General features: G+C 69.5%; 16 protein-coding genes. 9 read left to right on the top strand and 7 right to left on the bottom strand.

What is annotated here, in order from left to right:
- Nucleotide 1 precedes the first annotated feature (1 nt).
- Together ACIHFD_RS14485 and ACIHFD_RS14490 are read left to right on the top strand one after the other, a co-directional pair.
- Nucleotides 2-637, top strand: coding sequence for a hypothetical protein (locus tag ACIHFD_RS14485; RefSeq protein WP_397367253.1), 636 nt, complete (start codon nucleotides 2-4; stop codon nucleotides 635-637).
- Nucleotides 634-3789, top strand: a complete 3156-nt coding sequence (locus tag ACIHFD_RS14490) for an ATP-binding protein (protein ID WP_397367254.1) — start codon at nucleotides 634-636, stop codon at nucleotides 3787-3789. The genes ACIHFD_RS14485 and ACIHFD_RS14490 overlap by 4 nt, the downstream gene beginning before the upstream one ends.
- Nucleotides 3790-3821: 32 nt before the next feature.
- Here the strand turns inward: ACIHFD_RS14490 and ACIHFD_RS14495 are convergent, their stop codons facing one another.
- A complete protein-coding gene (locus ACIHFD_RS14495; protein WP_397367256.1) occupies nucleotides 3822-4445 on the bottom strand; it encodes a TetR/AcrR family transcriptional regulator in 624 nt (207 codons plus the stop codon).
- Nucleotides 4446-4504: 59 nt separating this feature from the next.
- Between ACIHFD_RS14495 and ACIHFD_RS14500 the strand changes: the two genes are divergently transcribed.
- The 3 genes from ACIHFD_RS14500 to ACIHFD_RS14510 are packed head-to-tail and all read left to right on the top strand — an operon-like array spanning nucleotide 4505 to nucleotide 5471.
- Entirely contained in the window at nucleotides 4505-4897 is a 393-nt protein-coding gene (locus ACIHFD_RS14500; protein ID WP_350731858.1) for a VOC family protein, read from the top strand.
- Entirely contained in the window at nucleotides 4894-5343 is a 450-nt protein-coding gene (locus tag ACIHFD_RS14505) for a cupin domain-containing protein (RefSeq protein WP_397367257.1), read from the top strand. Before ACIHFD_RS14500 ends, ACIHFD_RS14505 begins: the two co-directional genes overlap by 4 nt.
- Complete coding sequence (locus tag ACIHFD_RS14510; RefSeq protein WP_397367258.1) at nucleotides 5340-5471, top strand: hypothetical protein; 132 nt, start codon at nucleotides 5340-5342, stop codon at nucleotides 5469-5471. Before ACIHFD_RS14505 ends, ACIHFD_RS14510 begins: the two co-directional genes overlap by 4 nt.
- A gap of 45 nt (nucleotides 5472-5516) precedes the next feature.
- Here the strand turns inward: ACIHFD_RS14510 and ACIHFD_RS14515 are convergent, their stop codons facing one another.
- Nucleotides 5517-6014: a DinB family protein gene (locus ACIHFD_RS14515; protein WP_397367259.1), complete on the bottom strand. Its 498-nt coding sequence runs from the start codon at nucleotides 6012-6014 to the stop codon at nucleotides 5517-5519.
- Nucleotides 6015-6061: 47 nt separating this feature from the next.
- Nucleotides 6062-6727 (bottom strand): class I SAM-dependent methyltransferase, encoded by a 666-nt coding sequence (locus ACIHFD_RS14520; RefSeq protein ID WP_397367260.1) that lies wholly within the window; start codon nucleotides 6725-6727, stop codon nucleotides 6062-6064.
- Between the two features lie 114 nt (nucleotides 6728-6841).
- Here ACIHFD_RS14520 and ACIHFD_RS14525 point away from each other — a divergent pair, with 114 nt between their 5' ends.
- A complete protein-coding gene (locus tag ACIHFD_RS14525; protein ID WP_397367261.1) occupies nucleotides 6842-7417 on the top strand; it encodes a helix-turn-helix domain-containing protein in 576 nt (191 codons plus the stop codon).
- Nucleotides 7418-7441: 24 nt separating this feature from the next.
- Here the strand turns inward: ACIHFD_RS14525 and ACIHFD_RS14530 are convergent, their stop codons facing one another.
- Nucleotides 7442-8344, bottom strand: coding sequence for an alpha/beta fold hydrolase (locus ACIHFD_RS14530; protein WP_397367262.1), 903 nt, complete (start codon nucleotides 8342-8344; stop codon nucleotides 7442-7444).
- 163 nt (nucleotides 8345-8507) lie between these two features.
- Here ACIHFD_RS14530 and ACIHFD_RS14535 point away from each other — a divergent pair, with 163 nt between their 5' ends.
- Both ACIHFD_RS14535 and ACIHFD_RS14540 read left to right on the top strand, forming a co-directional pair.
- Nucleotides 8508-9662: a sensor histidine kinase gene (locus ACIHFD_RS14535; protein ID WP_397367263.1), complete on the top strand. Its 1155-nt coding sequence runs from the start codon at nucleotides 8508-8510 to the stop codon at nucleotides 9660-9662.
- Nucleotides 9659-10318, top strand: a complete 660-nt coding sequence (locus ACIHFD_RS14540) for a response regulator transcription factor (protein WP_350731846.1) — start codon at nucleotides 9659-9661, stop codon at nucleotides 10316-10318. Before ACIHFD_RS14535 ends, ACIHFD_RS14540 begins: the two co-directional genes overlap by 4 nt.
- A gap of 7 nt (nucleotides 10319-10325) precedes the next feature.
- On the opposite strand, the gene ACIHFD_RS14545 is transcribed toward ACIHFD_RS14540, so the two are convergent.
- Both ACIHFD_RS14545 and ACIHFD_RS14550 read right to left on the bottom strand, forming a co-directional pair.
- On the bottom strand, nucleotides 10326-11660 hold the full coding sequence (locus ACIHFD_RS14545; protein WP_397367264.1) for a family 43 glycosylhydrolase: 1335 nt from the start codon (nucleotides 11658-11660) through the stop codon (nucleotides 10326-10328).
- Between the two features lie 161 nt (nucleotides 11661-11821).
- On the bottom strand, nucleotides 11822-13018 hold the full coding sequence (locus ACIHFD_RS14550; protein ID WP_397367265.1) for a CynX/NimT family MFS transporter: 1197 nt from the start codon (nucleotides 13016-13018) through the stop codon (nucleotides 11822-11824).
- Between the two features lie 113 nt (nucleotides 13019-13131).
- On the opposite strand from ACIHFD_RS14550, the gene ACIHFD_RS14555 reads away from it, so the two are divergent.
- Nucleotides 13132-13968, top strand: a complete 837-nt coding sequence (locus ACIHFD_RS14555; protein ID WP_397367266.1) for a helix-turn-helix domain-containing protein — start codon at nucleotides 13132-13134, stop codon at nucleotides 13966-13968.
- 580 nt (nucleotides 13969-14548) lie between these two features.
- On the opposite strand, the gene ACIHFD_RS14560 is transcribed toward ACIHFD_RS14555, so the two are convergent.
- The gene (locus tag ACIHFD_RS14560; RefSeq protein ID WP_397367267.1) at nucleotides 14549-14881 is read right to left on the bottom strand and encodes a TetR family transcriptional regulator C-terminal domain-containing protein; all 333 of its coding nucleotides are present in this window, start codon (nucleotides 14879-14881) and stop codon (nucleotides 14549-14551) included.
- Nucleotides 14882-15190: the final 309 nt, after the last annotated feature.

The following is a 15190-nucleotide window of genomic DNA, read 5'->3' on the forward strand; positions in this document are numbered from 1 at the left end:
CATGAAGAACACCGCCTTCGGAACCCGGGAGCGGGCCTTGCTCCTGGGGCTGATGACGCTCGGCGGGACGGCGTCCAATCCGGAGCTGCGAGCCCATGTCGGGGACACGCTCGACGGAGAGCCCCGGCGCCGGGTGAACAAGCTCGGTCTCGTCACAAGCGAGAAGCCGGGCAGGTCCTACCACCACACGCTCACCGAGGACGGTTGGGCCTGGTGCGTGACAGAGCTGGAAGGCTCGGCTCCGGAACGCGGAGGATCGCTCGGCCGCACCCTTTACGGCGTCCTCCGCATGATCAAGGGTTACCTCGACGCCGCGGATCTGAGCCTGGCCGAGTTCGTCGTCAAGGCCCGCGAAGGCGGGGCCCCGGCTCCGGACGATCCGACCAAGGCGATCCGCGACGCCTACTGGCACCTGGCTCGCGAACCACAGGACTGGGTGCTCCTGACACATCTGCGCGCACAGTTGGGAGATGTCCCCCGGGAGGAGGTCGACGAGGCGCTGCGGCAACTGGAACGACTTCCGGACGTCCATCTCGTACCGGAGGCGGACCAGAAGACCCTGACCGACGAGGACAGGGAATCGGCCGTCGTCGTAGGCGGTGTGAGCAAGCATCTGCTGGCGATCGAGGCGCGATGAACGAGACCGAGGAACGGGCACTACGCGCGATCTCCAGGGTCCTCAACTGGGCGACCACGGCCGAGCATGCCTGGAACCCGCCACCCTTCCACATCGACGGGATGCATCCGCGGGCGGAACAGCTGATCCTCGACGGTATCGACGAGGCGTCCGCGGCCTCCCGGACCAGCCCGCTCGGCGTCGTGATCCAGGGTGAGGGAGGCGCCGGCAAGACTCACCTTCTCGGCTGGGTCAGAGGCAAGATCGCGCAGGCCGGCGGCTATTTCTTTCTCGTGGACTTCAGCGCCGGAGACGACTTCTGGCATCGGACCATGAGCGCGATGGTCGAGGACCTCGGCCGTTCGGCCGCGGGCCCGGACGCCCCGAGCCAGGCGATGGTGGCCCTGCGTGCCCTGGTCGTTCTCGCGGGAGCCGATGGCCGGATCGGGGCAGCCGCCGAGCGCGGGACGGGCATCACCCGCGAAGACCTCGACGCTCTGGTGAACGGTCTGGTGGCCCAGAACAGGCAGTTGCTACGGTGCCGCGACACCATCCGAGCGCTCGCCCTCTACGCCGTCGCCTCGGGCCCGGCCCTCGACGTCGCCCACGATCACCTGATGTCGACCGAGGAGGCCGAGGAAGGCGACCGCGCAGCCTGGGGACTGAGCAAAGGAGTCAAGAAACCGCATGACATCGCGGTCGAGCTGTCGATGATCCTCGCGCTGACCGGCCCCAGCGTCATCGCGGTGGATCAGATCGACGCGCTCCTCGAACACTCCCGCGCGGCCGGCACCCCGGACTCCGTCGCGCCGTCACCCGATGCCAAGCCACGCAAGGACGTGATCGACGAGGTCGCGAGCGGGCTCATGGCCCTGGTGCACGCCACCCAGAGAACGTTGTGCCTGGTGGCCTGCCTGCCCTCGTCGTGGAATCTGATCAGGAACCGGGCCATCGGCACGGCGCAGGACAGGTTCCGGCCTTCCTTGATCCTCACCACGATCGCGAGCGCGGACATTGCCCGGAACCTGGTTGAGCGAAGGTTCGCCGTGGCCTTCACGCATGCGGGCTTCACCCCTCCCTTTCCCGCCTGGCCCATCGCCCCTGCCGCGTTCGCGACAGCGCCGGGCCATACGCCGAGGACACTGCTCCGTCTCATCAGCGCACATGTCGCGACCTGTCGGGCGGAAGGTGAAGTACGTCCGCTGGAACGTTTCGATCGAGCCGAGCCGGTTCCCGCGGTGACGCCTGTTGCCGAGACCGCTCCCGCTGTGCCGGAGACGAACCTGGCCCGGCTCGACGCGCGGTTCGCCGACTTGTACGGACGGGCCGACGTATCCAACGCATTCGATCCGGAACACGAGGACGAACTCGCCCCTTCCTTGCTCACCGCAGGTCTCAACGCCTGGATCACCGAGCAGGACAAAGCGGGCGAGGCCTTCTCCGTCGATCCGCCGCCGGGCCGCCGGCCCAGCCTGCACGCGAGGTTGCGGCAGGCGCTGGACCCCAACTCCGAGGAGCAGCGCCACTGGACATTCCGGATGATCGGCGCGTCGCACCACATCGCAGCACTCAAACGGCTGAACGACGGCATCGCGGCGTCCGGCCTGGGGCCGGAGATGCCCGACCGGTGTTTCGTCGTGCTGCGGAATCTCGCATGGTCGGACGGGCCGGCCACGCAAGCCTGCCTGACACAGCTCAAGGAATGGGGCGGGCTGTCACTTGCCGTACGGGGTGACGACCTGCGCGTCTTCGAGGCGTTGCGGCAGATGGCGGCCGATGAGGACCCGGAGTTCGAGACCTGGCTGCGTGCGCGCCGTCCGGCCGGCGGCACCGAGTTGCTCAGCAGCCTGTTCGGCGCGCTGACATTCCCTGTTCCAGTACCGCCTCAGCCGTCGACGGCGGGATCCGAACGCCCGGCGAGGACCGTTCCGGAGGTCACGGGCGACCGCACCGCGGTCATCCCGGTCGGCAGGCGTCTGGACACCGGCGCCGATCTGGAACTGAAGCTGAGCCTCCTCACCCGCCACACGGCCGTGTTCGCCGGATCCGGCTCCGGCAAGACCGTGTTCCTGCGGCGGCTCATCGAGGAGTGCGCGCTGCACGGTGTGTCGTCGATAGTGCTCGACTCCAACAACGACCTAGCCCGGCTGGGCGATCCCTGGCCCAGCCCTCCTCCTGGTTGGAGCGACGAGGACGCGGACAAAGCAGCGCGCTACTTCGCCGAGACCGAGGTCGTGATCTGGACCCCGGGCCGTTCCCGTGGACGCCCGCTGACTTTCCAGCCGCTCCCCGATTTCGCGCCCGTGCTCGATGATCGTGATGAGCTGGACTCCGCCCTCGGCCTGGCCGTCGAAGCGCTCGCCTCCCGGGCGAACGTGGACGGGGCAAGCGCCAAGGCCCGCAAGGGGAAGGCCATCCTCCGCCAGGCGTTGGGTCACTTCGCCCGCTCGGGCGGCGGCGACTTCACCGCATTCCTCGGCCTTCTCGCCACCCTGCCGCTGGAGGTCAGCCAGATCGACCGCGCGGACCAGATCGCCGCCGAACTGGGGCAGCTCCTCACCGCCGCGACGATCAGCGATCCGCTCTTCGCGGGCAGCGGTGAGCCGGCCGACCCTGAGCAGTTGCTCAGCCCGTCCGGGGGCAAGCGGGCCCGCGTCTCCGTCATCAGCTTCATCGGTCTCAGTGACCAGGCGAGACCAGGGTTCGTCAATCAGCTCCAGATGGCCCTGTTCTCCTGGATCAAACGGAATCCGGCGCGCGGCCGCCCTCTCAACGGCCTGTACGTGATGGACGAGGCGCAGGCCCTCGTACCGGCGACACCGAAGACCGAAGCGCTGGCCAGCACGCTGACCTTGGCCTCACAGGCCCGCAAGTACGGCCTCGGCCTCGTCTTCGCCACCCAGACACCCCGCGGTCTGCACAACCACATCGCGGGGAACGCCACGACCCAGTTCATCGGGAGGATCAACAGCCCCACGCAGATCGACGTGGTCAAGGGGCTGGCGCGGGCCCGCGGAGGCCACGCCGACCGGGTCGGACGGCTGGATACCGGGCAGTTCTACGCCGCGAGCGACGGCATATCCGAGGTGCTCATCCGAGGAAGCCAGTGCCTGAGCCATCATCCCTCGGATCCACTCACCGAGCAGGAGATCATCGAGCGGGCATCCGGCTGACGCCGGACCGGCGCATGGCGCGGTGCTGGTCGTCAGACGCGCAGCAGGCCGTGGGAGAGCTGGTCGGCGGCCCAGTCCTCCCACTGCGCCGTGGTCCACCCGCATTCCCGCCTCATCACCAGAAACAGATCCGGCGACAGGATCCCGACGGTGACGTCGGTGGCTCGGTGCTCGGTCAGGTCGGGCCGCAGGGCCTGCAGGCGGCCCAGGATGGCGACGACCTGCCCGTGGGCGGTGTGCCGCTGCTCGCTGTTGGCAGTCCATTGGGCGGCCATGTCAGGGTCGCCGGCCGCCGCGTCGCGGACCACCGCCAGGACGGGGGCGACCCGGTCGAGGATGACCCCGCTCTGGTGCACCCATCCTTGTACGACCTCCCTCGGGTCCCGTGCCGCTTGCAAAGCGGCGAACCAGGGTCGTTGGAGGAGCGGAACGGGCTCGTCGTCCCCGGCGGAGGCGACGTCGACCACGTGCTTGAGCAGCTGGCTCTTGGTCCCGTAATGGAAGTACACCGTTTGCACCGACACCTCGGCCGCGTCGGCGACCAGCTGGAAGGTCGTTCCGGCGTAGCCCCGCACGACGAACAGCCCTTGGGCGGCGTTCACGATCCGGCTTCTGGTCTGTGCCGAGCGCCGCTTCGGAGTCTTGACGTCTTCCACCGATTTAGAGTACCACTTTAGAGTATGACCTTAGAGTGGCACTACAAAAGGGGTGAGGCATGGTGCTCTTAGGCGGGTTCCACCACGTCAAGCTGCCCGTCTCCAGCGTGCACAAGAGCCTGGAGTGGTACCGGCGCGTGCTCGGACTCGAGGTGGCGATCGAGTTCGTCGAGGACGGCGTGCTGCGTGGCGTGGCGCTGGCCGATACGGACCAGACGCTCATGATCGCGCTGCGTGAGGAGCCCGAGCGGGCCGCCGGGTTGAGCGGGTTCGATCCGGTCGCGTTGGCCGTGCCGACCCTGCAGGCGCTCCACGCCTGGTCCGATCACCTGGACGCGCTCAGTGTGGAGCACTCCGGCATCGCCGAAGGCAGCGTGGGATGGCTGATCGGCGGCATCATCGACCCCGACGGCATCGAGATCCGGCTCTACACCCAGCAGAGGCGGCCATGAGCGCGCTCCACCTGCCGGCCGGGGCCGGTGCCACCCATCGGTTCCTCGGCACCACGATGACCGTGAAGGCGGGGGAGTCGGAGACCGGCAAGGCCCTGACCCTGATCGAGCAGGAGTGCCCGCCGTACTTCGCCACTCCCTGGCATGTGCACCAGCACGACGACGAGGCGTTCTATGTGCTGTCGGGAACCGTCCAGCTGTACTGCGGCGACCAGACCTGGCAGGCCGGAGCCGGCGCCTTCGTCCTGCTGCCACGCCACCTGCCCCACGCCTTCGCCAACCGCCAGGACTCTCCGCTACGCCTGCTCCAACTGACCTGGCCGGCCGGCTTCGAACATTTCGCCGCCGACATCGCCGCCCGTGACACCGACCCTGGCCTGCTGGCCGAGGTGGCCGCCCGCCACGGCTACCAGATCATCGGTCCACCACCGGACACCACCCCGTGATCTGCCCGCGGCCCCGGCTCGCCGCCGCCGGCTACCAGAGCCGGTTCGAAGAACTCAAGGCCAAGGGCTTCTACCCGATCAACATCAACGCCGAACTGGGCCGTTACGCCGCCATCTGGACCAAGTGACACGCGGGTTTCGGCGCCAGAACCGAGGCGCCTGCCACGCATCCGTCAGCGGCCGGTGGATCCGTCGATCTGCTCGCGGAGGATGTCGGCGTGGCCGGCGTGCCGGCCGGTTTCCTCGATCATGTGCACCAGGACCCATCGCATCGATGGCGCCGGCCCCGGACGTGGGGGTCGCGGGGCGGGAAGGGCCAGGTCTGGGCAGGCGTCGATGACCTGGTTCGCTCGCTCGACGGTCTTGCGGTAGTCGGCGAGCACGCCGTCGACGGTGTCTTCCGCGGACGGTCGCATGGTGGCGCGCCAGTCGCCGACGTCCTCGCCGAGGAAGTAGAACCGTTCGACGAACGCCAGATGCTTGAGCAGCCCGAGAAGGTTGGTGCCCGAGGGCACTCCGCCGGTTCGGACCTGCGGTTCGGGTGCGCCCGCGACCTTGTCCGCGACCGCGTCGCGCAGGTAGTCGAGGAAGCCCCGCAGGGTGGCCTTCTCGTCGGCACCGGTCCGCGGAGGCGTGGTGTCCTTGGATCGCTGCGCGCGGCTTGCCGGCATCGAGTCGCTCCGTTTCGACGTGACGTCGTGTGGTGTGGTTCGGGCGGTCATCCGGCGGTTCGCTGGATGAGCAGGATGTGGTCGATGACGGTGGCCGTCTGGCCGGCGGGTCCGGTCGCCTCGCGGTGGGGCATGTCGGCGCGCAGGACGGTCCAGTGCGCGGGGTCGAGATCGAGTTCGGCGGCGATCTCGGTGGGTGTGGGGTGGTGGAGGTCGGGGTCCTGGTTCCACGACCAGGGCGCGGTGGAGCCGTGGTCGACGATCAGCAGCAGCCCGCCGGGGCGCAGGGCTTGCCCGGCGGTGCGCAGGACCTGGCTTCGGAGCAGCGGGAACGGGGTGTGGAAGTACTGGGCGGAGACGAGATCGAACCGACCGGCCGGGAAGCTTCGGGCCAGATCGTGCTGTTCGGTGGCGACCCGGTCGGCGATGCCGAGTTCGCGGGCGCGTTCCCGGACCCGTTCGACGGCGGTGACGGAGATGTCCACGGCGGTGACGTGCCAGCTCTGCCGGGCGAGCCAGATGGCGTCGCCGCCGGCGCCGCAGCCCAGATCCAGGGCGGCGCCGGGGCGCAGCGGCGCGGCGGTCTCGGCCAGCAGCGGGTTGACGCGCGCGTCCCAGGTACGGCGGGCGCGGTAGTGCCGCTCCCAGAACAGCTCGGCGTCCTGGTCGCTCGAGACGTCGGTGGTGGGGTGGCGGTGTCGGGTGGTGTCCACGTGAGTTGCCCTTCGTCGGCCGGCGTGATCCGGAAGCGCCGGTGGTGTACCGGCAGCATCGCCGCCGTCATCGCGGACTTGCAAGAAAAGTTGCGGATCCGCATTATCGGTGCCATGGACACCTCCGAAGACGTTCTGGCCGGAGTCGGGCCGCGCCTGCGTGCTCTGCGCCGGGTGCGGGGCACCACGCTGGCGGCGCTGGCGAACGAGACCGGCCTCACCGCGAGCACGCTGTCCCGTCTCGAGAACGGCAAGCTCCGCCCCACGCTGGAGCAGCTGCTGCCGCTGGCCCGGGCGCACGACGTACCGCTCGACGATCTCGTCGCGGCGCCGCCCACCGGTGACCCGCGCATCCACCTGCGGCCGGTGCGGCGATCCGGGCTGGTGATGGTGCCGTTGACCAGGCGCGCCGGCGGTGTCCAGGCCTACAAGGTGATCTATCCGCCCGCCGGCCGATCGGCCACGATGAAGCTGCAGACCCACGAGGGATATGAGTGGTTCTACGTCCTCAACGGACAGGTCAGGTTCGTGCTCGGGGAGCAGGAGTTCCTGGTCGGCGTGGGCGAGGCCGTGGAGTTCGACACCCGCATCCCGCACTGGATCGGCAGTGCCGACGAGCGGCCCGCGGAGCTGCTCACCCTGTTCGGCGCGCAAGGAGAGCGCGCCCATCTGGCGCCGTCCAGGCACTGACCGTCGCAGCCCTCGGCCGGCCGGTTACCCACCAGCCACCTGCGAGGTGACGCGCTCGATGGCCTGAACGGCGACATCGGGCTGGTCGAGGTAGATGTAGTGCCCGCTGCCGGTGGCCGTGCTCAGCTTGCTGCCGCTGGACACCGCGAGCCACTTGCGCTGGCCCGCGGACCACGCCTGCTCCAGGCGCTGTCCGTACGTGGGGATGGCCGCGAGGTACTGCTTCCCATGCTGGATCACCTCCACCGGGATGTTCCCGGCGGAGCGGACCTTCCCGTCGGTGATGACGAGCTTCTCCGGGTTCTGACCCTGGAATATCGCGAGGTTCTGCGCGCGCACCTCGGCCGCCGGACCCTTGGCGGACTCGGGGATCGCCTTCGTGATGTCGTCCACCATCGTGGGCGACGTGGTGTCCAGCAGGACCAGCCCTTTGACCCTGTCCTGATGGTCGGGGACGTACCTGGCGGCGATCAGCCCGCCCAGCGAGTGCCCCGCCAGGACGACCGGGCCGTCACCGGCGACCCGGTCGAGCACCCCGGTGAGGATCTTCCCGGTGCCGGCGAAGTCCTGAGGGCCATCCGGCTGGTCGCTCGCGCCCGCGCCGAGCCGGTCGTAGGAACAGACCCGGTTCTTCTTGCCCAGCGTCTTCTGGAGGGCGGCCATCTTGTCCAGCCCGTCACCCCCTCCGTGCATCAGTATGATGACCGGCCTGCCTTTCGCCGGGTCGCCCGAACAGGACACGTTCACCGACCGGCCCGCGACATCGATCTTCTTGGTTCCGGAGATCGGGCCGGCATCGGCTTTCTGCGTCGTGGGGGCGAGCGGGTCCCAGTTGTCCAGCGAGTCGCCGGCGCAGCCGGCGACCGCCGCGCCGACCACGGTGCTGCACAGCGCGGCCACAACGGCGGTCTTGTATGTGCGGAGCATGATGTCCTCCAGCGAGAGACGTCTTCACACGGCGGCTGAGGCGCCGTGCCACGTCGTAACGCTATGGAGTCGACGGTCCCGGAATCGTCACCACATGGTGGACATTCGCAGGTAGCTCGCAAGGGGGACACGTGGGCGACGGTGTGACCGCTAGGCTCGTCCGATGATCGATCTCCGCCGGGTCCAGGGCCTGTGGCAGCGGTGTGACGTCACGGTACGGGATTTACCGTTCGCGCTGCTGCTGACCGTCGCGTCACTCCTGCCGGAGTTCCAAGGCCACGGGACGCAGATCGGCGACCTGCCGCCCCGCCCCTACGACGCGCTGGCCGTCGTCGTGATCGCTCTCGAGTGTCTCCCGCTCACCGTGCGCCGGCGGTGGCCGGCCGCCGGTCTCGTCCTGGTGTCGCTCGGCTTCGCCCTCGACCAGCTCTTCGCCTATCACGCGCTGGCCGGAACCGCGCTGCCCATCGCGCTCATCAGCGCGGGCGCCCATCTGGAACGTGGCCGGCGCGTCACCGTGATCCTGCTCTCCGCCGCGTACCCGCCGCTGATGTTCGCGCTCGACCGGCTCGGCTCGAACGAGACGCCGGCCGACATCGCGCTGTTCTACCTGGCGCTGGTCCTCGCGTGGGGCATCGGGACCTGGCTGCGCTCCACCCGGGCCGCCGAGGCCGAACGCCGCCGCCACGTCGCCGAGGCCACCCGCGCCGCCGAACGCACCCGCATCGCCCGCGAACTCCACGACGTCGTGACCCACCACGTGACGGCGATGGTCGTACAGGCCGAGGCGGCACGCTACCTGACCGCCGCACCCGACCGCCTCGACGCGACCCTGACCGCCGTCACCGACACCGGCCGGCGGGCCATCAGCGATCTGCGGCACCTGCTCGACCTGCTCAAGGCCGACCACGACACCGATGCCGGTACGCCGTCCGCCGGCGATCTGCACACGCTCGTGGAGCAGACGCGTCAGGCCGGGCAGCCGGTGACGTTCACCGAGGAGGGGGAGCCCGCGGAGTCGGCAGGCAGCGCGGAGTTCGTGGCCTATAGGGTCGTGCAGGAAGCTCTGACAAATGCCCTCAAGTACGCCCACGGCAGCCACACCGAGGTTCGCGTGGGCTACGGCGAGAAGGAGATCACCGTGGAGGTCGGCACCGACGGCTCCGGCTCCCGCACCCGCTCTCCCGGCGGGAGCGGGCGGGGCCTGGCCGGGCTCCGCGACCGGGTCGACGCCCTGGGCGGCGAGTTCAGCGCCGGCCAGCGCGCGGGCGGCGGCTTCGACGTACGGGCCCGCATCCCCGCCGGGAGCGCGTCGTGACCGCGCCGATCCGGGTCCTGGTCTGCGACGACCAGGCGCTGATCCGCACCGGGTTCGCGACGATCATCGATGCGCAGCCCGACCTGGAGGTGGTGGGCGAGTGCGGGGACGGCCGCGCCGCGGTCGACCTCGCCCGCCGGCTGGACCCGGACATCGTGGTGATGGACGTACGGATGCCGGTGCTCGACGGCATCGGGGCGACCCGCCTGCTGGCCGGCGCCGGGGTGGCCGATCCCGTCAAGGTGCTCGTGGTGACGACGTTCAACCTGGACGAGTACGTGTACGAGGCGCTGCGCGCGGGAGCCAGCGGGTTCCTGCTCAAGGACGCCCCGCCGGCACAGCTGCTGCACGGCATCCGCACCGTCGCGACCGGCGCCGCGCTGCTGGCACCCGAGGTGACACGGCAGCTCGTCGGCAGGTACGCGTCGCGGATCCGCCCCGCCGAGGACACGCCGGACGACGCCGCGCTGACCCCACGCGAGCTGGAGGTGCTGCGCCTCATCGCCGACGGCCTGTCCAACAGCGAGGTGGCCGCGACGCTGGTGATCAGCCAGGAGACCGTCAAGACGTACGTGTCGCGCATCCTCACCAAGCTCGACCTGCGTGACCGCGTGCAGGCGGTGGTCTACGCCTACCGCAGGGGCTTGGTGACCTGAGCCCCGGTCAGTCGTCGATCGTGTGGTTCCGGCGCTGGACGTACAGGCGGTTGCCCTTCGGCCCCGTCCATTCCACCCGTACGACCCCGGGCACCGCCGTGTCGCCGACGCGCGACGGGTCGGACCAGTAGCCGAATCTGGGGTTGCGGAAGAACGTCGCCCACAGCTTGCCGCCGTGGTCCACGAAGAAGTTGTTGTGGCCGGCACCGACACCCACGGTCCACCGCTTCGAGTACGGTCCCTCGAACGTGTCCGAGACGGCGACGACCGCGTCGTAGTGGTACTGCGTGCGACCGGCGCCGGGCGGGTCGTAGGCGTACCGGGTGCTGCCGTCGGCATTGGTCGAGGATCGGTTCCAGGCGGCCTGGAGCAGGAAGTACTTGCCGCCGTGCTTGAACACGTACGCGCCTTCGAGATACGGCTCGGGCGCGTAGGGCACCTGCTGGAAGCTCGGGAGGTTGGTGGTCGGGACGATGTCCTCCATGTCGTCCCGGAACTTCGCGTACAGGTGGTTGTGCAGCACCAGCCAGGCGTCATCGCCCTCGGTGTAGAGGCTGCCGTCGATGTGGTGGTAGGCGCCGGGCAGGATGAAGCTGGGCCCGCCGATGAAGGAGTCGCCGAAGGGCTTGTCGTAGTTGCCCTGGACCAGCCGGTACGGGCCCTCAACCCCGCCCTCGCTCACCAGCATGAACGAGCCGACCTTCTTCGAGTGGTCGCCCATGCAGGCGACGATGTACCACTTGCCGCGGAAGTAGTGCACTTCGGGGGCCCAGACGTCGCCGCGCTTGCCGAACTGGTCGTCGTTCCAGTACTCCTGCCACGGAGCGACCACTGTGCGTCCGGGCCGGTTCTCGTCGGCGAACTCGGGCGACCAGACCTTGCCCTTCTCGGCGCCTGGGCGGATGCCCGTGGTGTCGGCCAGCCTCCACGGCCCGCGCAGGGACGGGGAGGTCCACACGAAGATGCCGTCGTTCCACGGGGCGGGCCCCGCGGTCCCTGGCGCCCGGGTGGTGCCGGTGGCGACGTAGACGGGACGGCCCTTCACCACGAAGCAGTTGACGTAGGTGTCGCGCATCCAGACCCGGCCGAGCTCCTGGTCACGGGGGCGGAGTTCCAGCGCGAGGATGAAGGAGTTGTCCTCGCGCGGCCACAGGTCGAGCCGGGTGTCGGCGAGGCCGTAGGGCTCGAGGTCGGGCCAGTTCGACGGGTATCGCTTCAATGCGGCGTTCGTCGGCGTCGCCTGCGCGGCGGTCGCGGGCAGCGCCGCCGCTCCCAGAAGGCCGGCGGCGCCCGCCAGCAGGGACCGTCGGTCGACGTTCAACCCGTTGTCGGCATCAGTCATCACTCACGTCCTCCACGTCAGCGCCCATCCGATGGGCAGCTTGCGGAGAGTGTGCCTAGTCGTTCATATTTCGTCAATAACCCGGAAAAAATAGCCCGCGATCGCGCAGGTGAGGTCACAGGGAGAAGAACGCAGGTGACGCCGTTGTGGACAAAACAGTTTTACGGGCCTGTCGAATCGCCGGCGGCTGAACGTACCGTGCCCCCACCGGCCACCAGCGCGACGACCGTCTGGCCGGCGGCGGCCACGCACATCAACATGATCGGTGCTCGCCAGCCGGAGCTCACCGTGTGCAGCAGCCCGAAAACCACCGGCCCCGCGGCGGCCAGCAGGTAACCGATCGACTGCGCCATCGCCGACAACGCGCCCGCCACGCTCGCGTCCTGGGCGCGCAGGCTGATGAAGGCCAGCGCGAGCACGAGGCAGGCGCCGCCGCCCAACCCGAGGACGACACTCCACAGCAACGCCAGTCCCGGCGCCACGAAGAGTCCGAGATAGCCGAGGAGCATGACCGCCGAGCAGATCGTCGCCAGCGCGCGCTGGTTACGCGCCCGCCGCATCGCTCCGGGCACCGCCAGGCTGGTCAGCACCGCGACCGCCTGGAACAGGAACAGCAGCCATCCCGCGGTGGCCGCGCTCATGCCGTTGTCCTGGAAAACCTGGGGCAACCACGTCACGACGACATAGAAGCCCAGCGACTGCAGTCCCATGAACGCCGTGACCGCCCACGCCAGCCCGGAACCCCACGGCAACCGGTGTCCGCGAATCGCCTGCGCGGTACGCCGCGGAGCCCGCACCTGGGGAAGCCACAGCAGGACGGCCACCAGCGCGAACAGGACCCAGCAACCCAACGCGGTGTACCAACCGCCGGGGGCGACCTCACTGATCGGCACCGCCACCCCGGACGCCACCGCGGCGACGCCGCCCATCACGGTGGCATAGGCGCTGGTCAGCAGTCCCACCTTGGTGGGGAAATCGCGCTTTATGAGGCTCGGCAGCAGCACGTTGCCGACGGCGATGCCCGCCCCGATCAGCACGGTTCCGCCGAACAGACCGACCGCCGCCGGCACCCACCGGAGCGCGATCCCCAACGTCAGCACCACGAGCGCGGCACCGAGCAACTGCTCGGCTCCCCACCGCCCGGCCAGCCGGGGCACCAGTGGGGACAGCACCACGAACGTCAGCAACGGCAGCGTGTTCAGCAGGCCCGCCACGGCCGGGGCCAGGCCCAGATCGGCCTGCACCTGATCCAGCAACGGCCCGACGCCGGTCAAGCTCGCCCGCAGGTTCGCGGCCACCACGAGCAGCCCCCACACCAGCAACGCCTGACCGGAACGCCGCGTCGACGTACTCTCCATGCACCCCACGATCGAGCCGCACCGTGGCCGGCAGCCAGACCGAGCTCAGGCTAGCCCCAGAAGGGACACCCTCCGCGCTGTGCGATCGCCGGGCGGCCCGGTAGCGTGTCGACGTGGGGACGCCACTGGGGAATTTCATCCGGGCCAAGCGCGACAGCATCCAGCCGGAATCCCGTGGACTGCCGGACCGCGGCCGCCGCCGGTCACCGGGTCTGCGCCGGCTGGACCTCGCCACGTGGGCCGGCATCAGCGTCGAATACCTGACCCGCATCGAGCAGGGCCACGACCGCAATCCGTCGCCGGCGGTCATCAACGCCCTCGCCGACGCGCTGCGCCTCAGCCCTCCGGAGCGCAACCACCTGCGCTACCTCGCGAAGATCACCGGCGACGAATGCGCCGTCCACATCCGGCCCGTGCCACCTTCCCGGCACGTGCGACCGTCCGTCCTGCGGACACTCCGCCTCCTCGAACCCGGCGTCGCCATCGTGACCAACCGGCTGGGCGACGTCCTCGCCCACACCGGCGGCTACGAGCTGGTCACCAGCGGCACCGGACTGCTCGACGCCGCCCATCCGAACCTCAACCGCTACCTGTTCACCGACCCCCGCGCCCGGACGTTCTTCGTCGACTGGGACGACATCGCGGACGAGCAGGCCTTCGACCTGTGGCAGGCGCCATCCCTCGAGAACCTCGAGTGGCTCACCGCGGAGCTCACACCCATCGCCGGGCCCGACTTCACCCGCCGCCTGAAGCGTCATGTGGTGCCGCGACGTGGCGTTCTCCGGCTCAACCACCCGGCCGGGCACCAGCTTCGACTGCTTCGCGAGACGCTCGAACTGCCTGCGGAGGCCCAGCAACTCGTCGTCTTCCTCCCAGCCGACGACCAGACGGCCGAGGCCGTCGACCGACTCCGGCGCGGGTCCCACGGCCGGCTCCGGTCCATCTCGTGACACACCGCGAGCATTCGGATTCCCGTCAGCGCAGTACCGCGATCATGACGAGGCCCCCACCGCGCGTACCGCACCCGTGGTGGCGCCACAGCACGCTCTCCATGCCCGCCTCTACCCGCTCCGATCCTCACGCCGTTGCCACCATGCCCAAGCGGAGTCGGGCGTTGGTGAGGATCGGCGGAGGTAGTACAGGTCGACGGGTAGGACCAAGGCATACAGATGCGGTCTGGCCCACGGAGGTAAGCCGACGAGAGCCCGTTGAAGTCGCCGGCGGGGCGCCTCGCCCGTGCACTCATCGCACTCGCACCTGCGGAAGAGGCGATCAGCGGTCCCCACCAGGGCCGCCTCGTGCCAAGCCACCAGGGCCGCCGCCACCGCGCCCGGCCACATGCGCGTGTGTTCGAGGGTGATCACCGCGGCCATGGGACGACGGCCGAGCCCAGGAACATGATGGATCACAGCTCTGTGGGTCCCGCACGCCGATCCTCGCGTACGGACCTGGGAAGGGCGCCTACGCGGCATGGCCCTTTCTGGTCGATGACATGACCAGGATGATCGCACGCGACGAGCGTGACGATGTCTACGTGTGCGGTCCCAGCAGGTCCTGCAACGCGGCCGTCATCGCCGCGACGAGGTCACGTCGCGGATCGATGAGCCACTGGAGCTGGAGCCCGTCCCACAGGGCCACCAGGGACCCGGTGATGCCCCTCGGGTCCCTGGCGTTGGAGATGCGGCCCTCGTCCTGGTCCCGGCGGACGGCGATCGCGAGCAGGCCGATCGTCCTCTCGTACCTGTCGCGGAACCACTCATGCGCCGGATGGTCCGGCGCCGACGACTCCGCGGCCATGAGGGCGAGCAGTCGCAGCATCTCGGGCCGTTCGAGGTTACGGCGGACGTACTGCTCCCCGGACACGATCGGCGAAGACGCCCGCCGCCTCGACCCGACCCGTCCCAAGACCGCCGCCTTTCACCTGCGCGCCTGCCGGCGCCAGGACGAGTGAGTCCCTGACGATCCCGGCTCCGGCCGGGCGCACTCCTGCCGGATATTGAGAAGCGGCGTGGTGGCCATGAACTCGCAACATCAACAATGAGTGATGGATCAACTCATTGCGTTTATGGTCGGCGCCGATCTCGCATGGCGCACAAAGGCGTGAAGTCGGGCCGATATCCGCCAGGATGAATGCCGTCCCGTCGGCGAGTGAAGAGAAGGATAAGGTCTTCC

The sequence above is a fragment of the Nonomuraea sp. NPDC051941 genome (assembly GCF_044593615.1).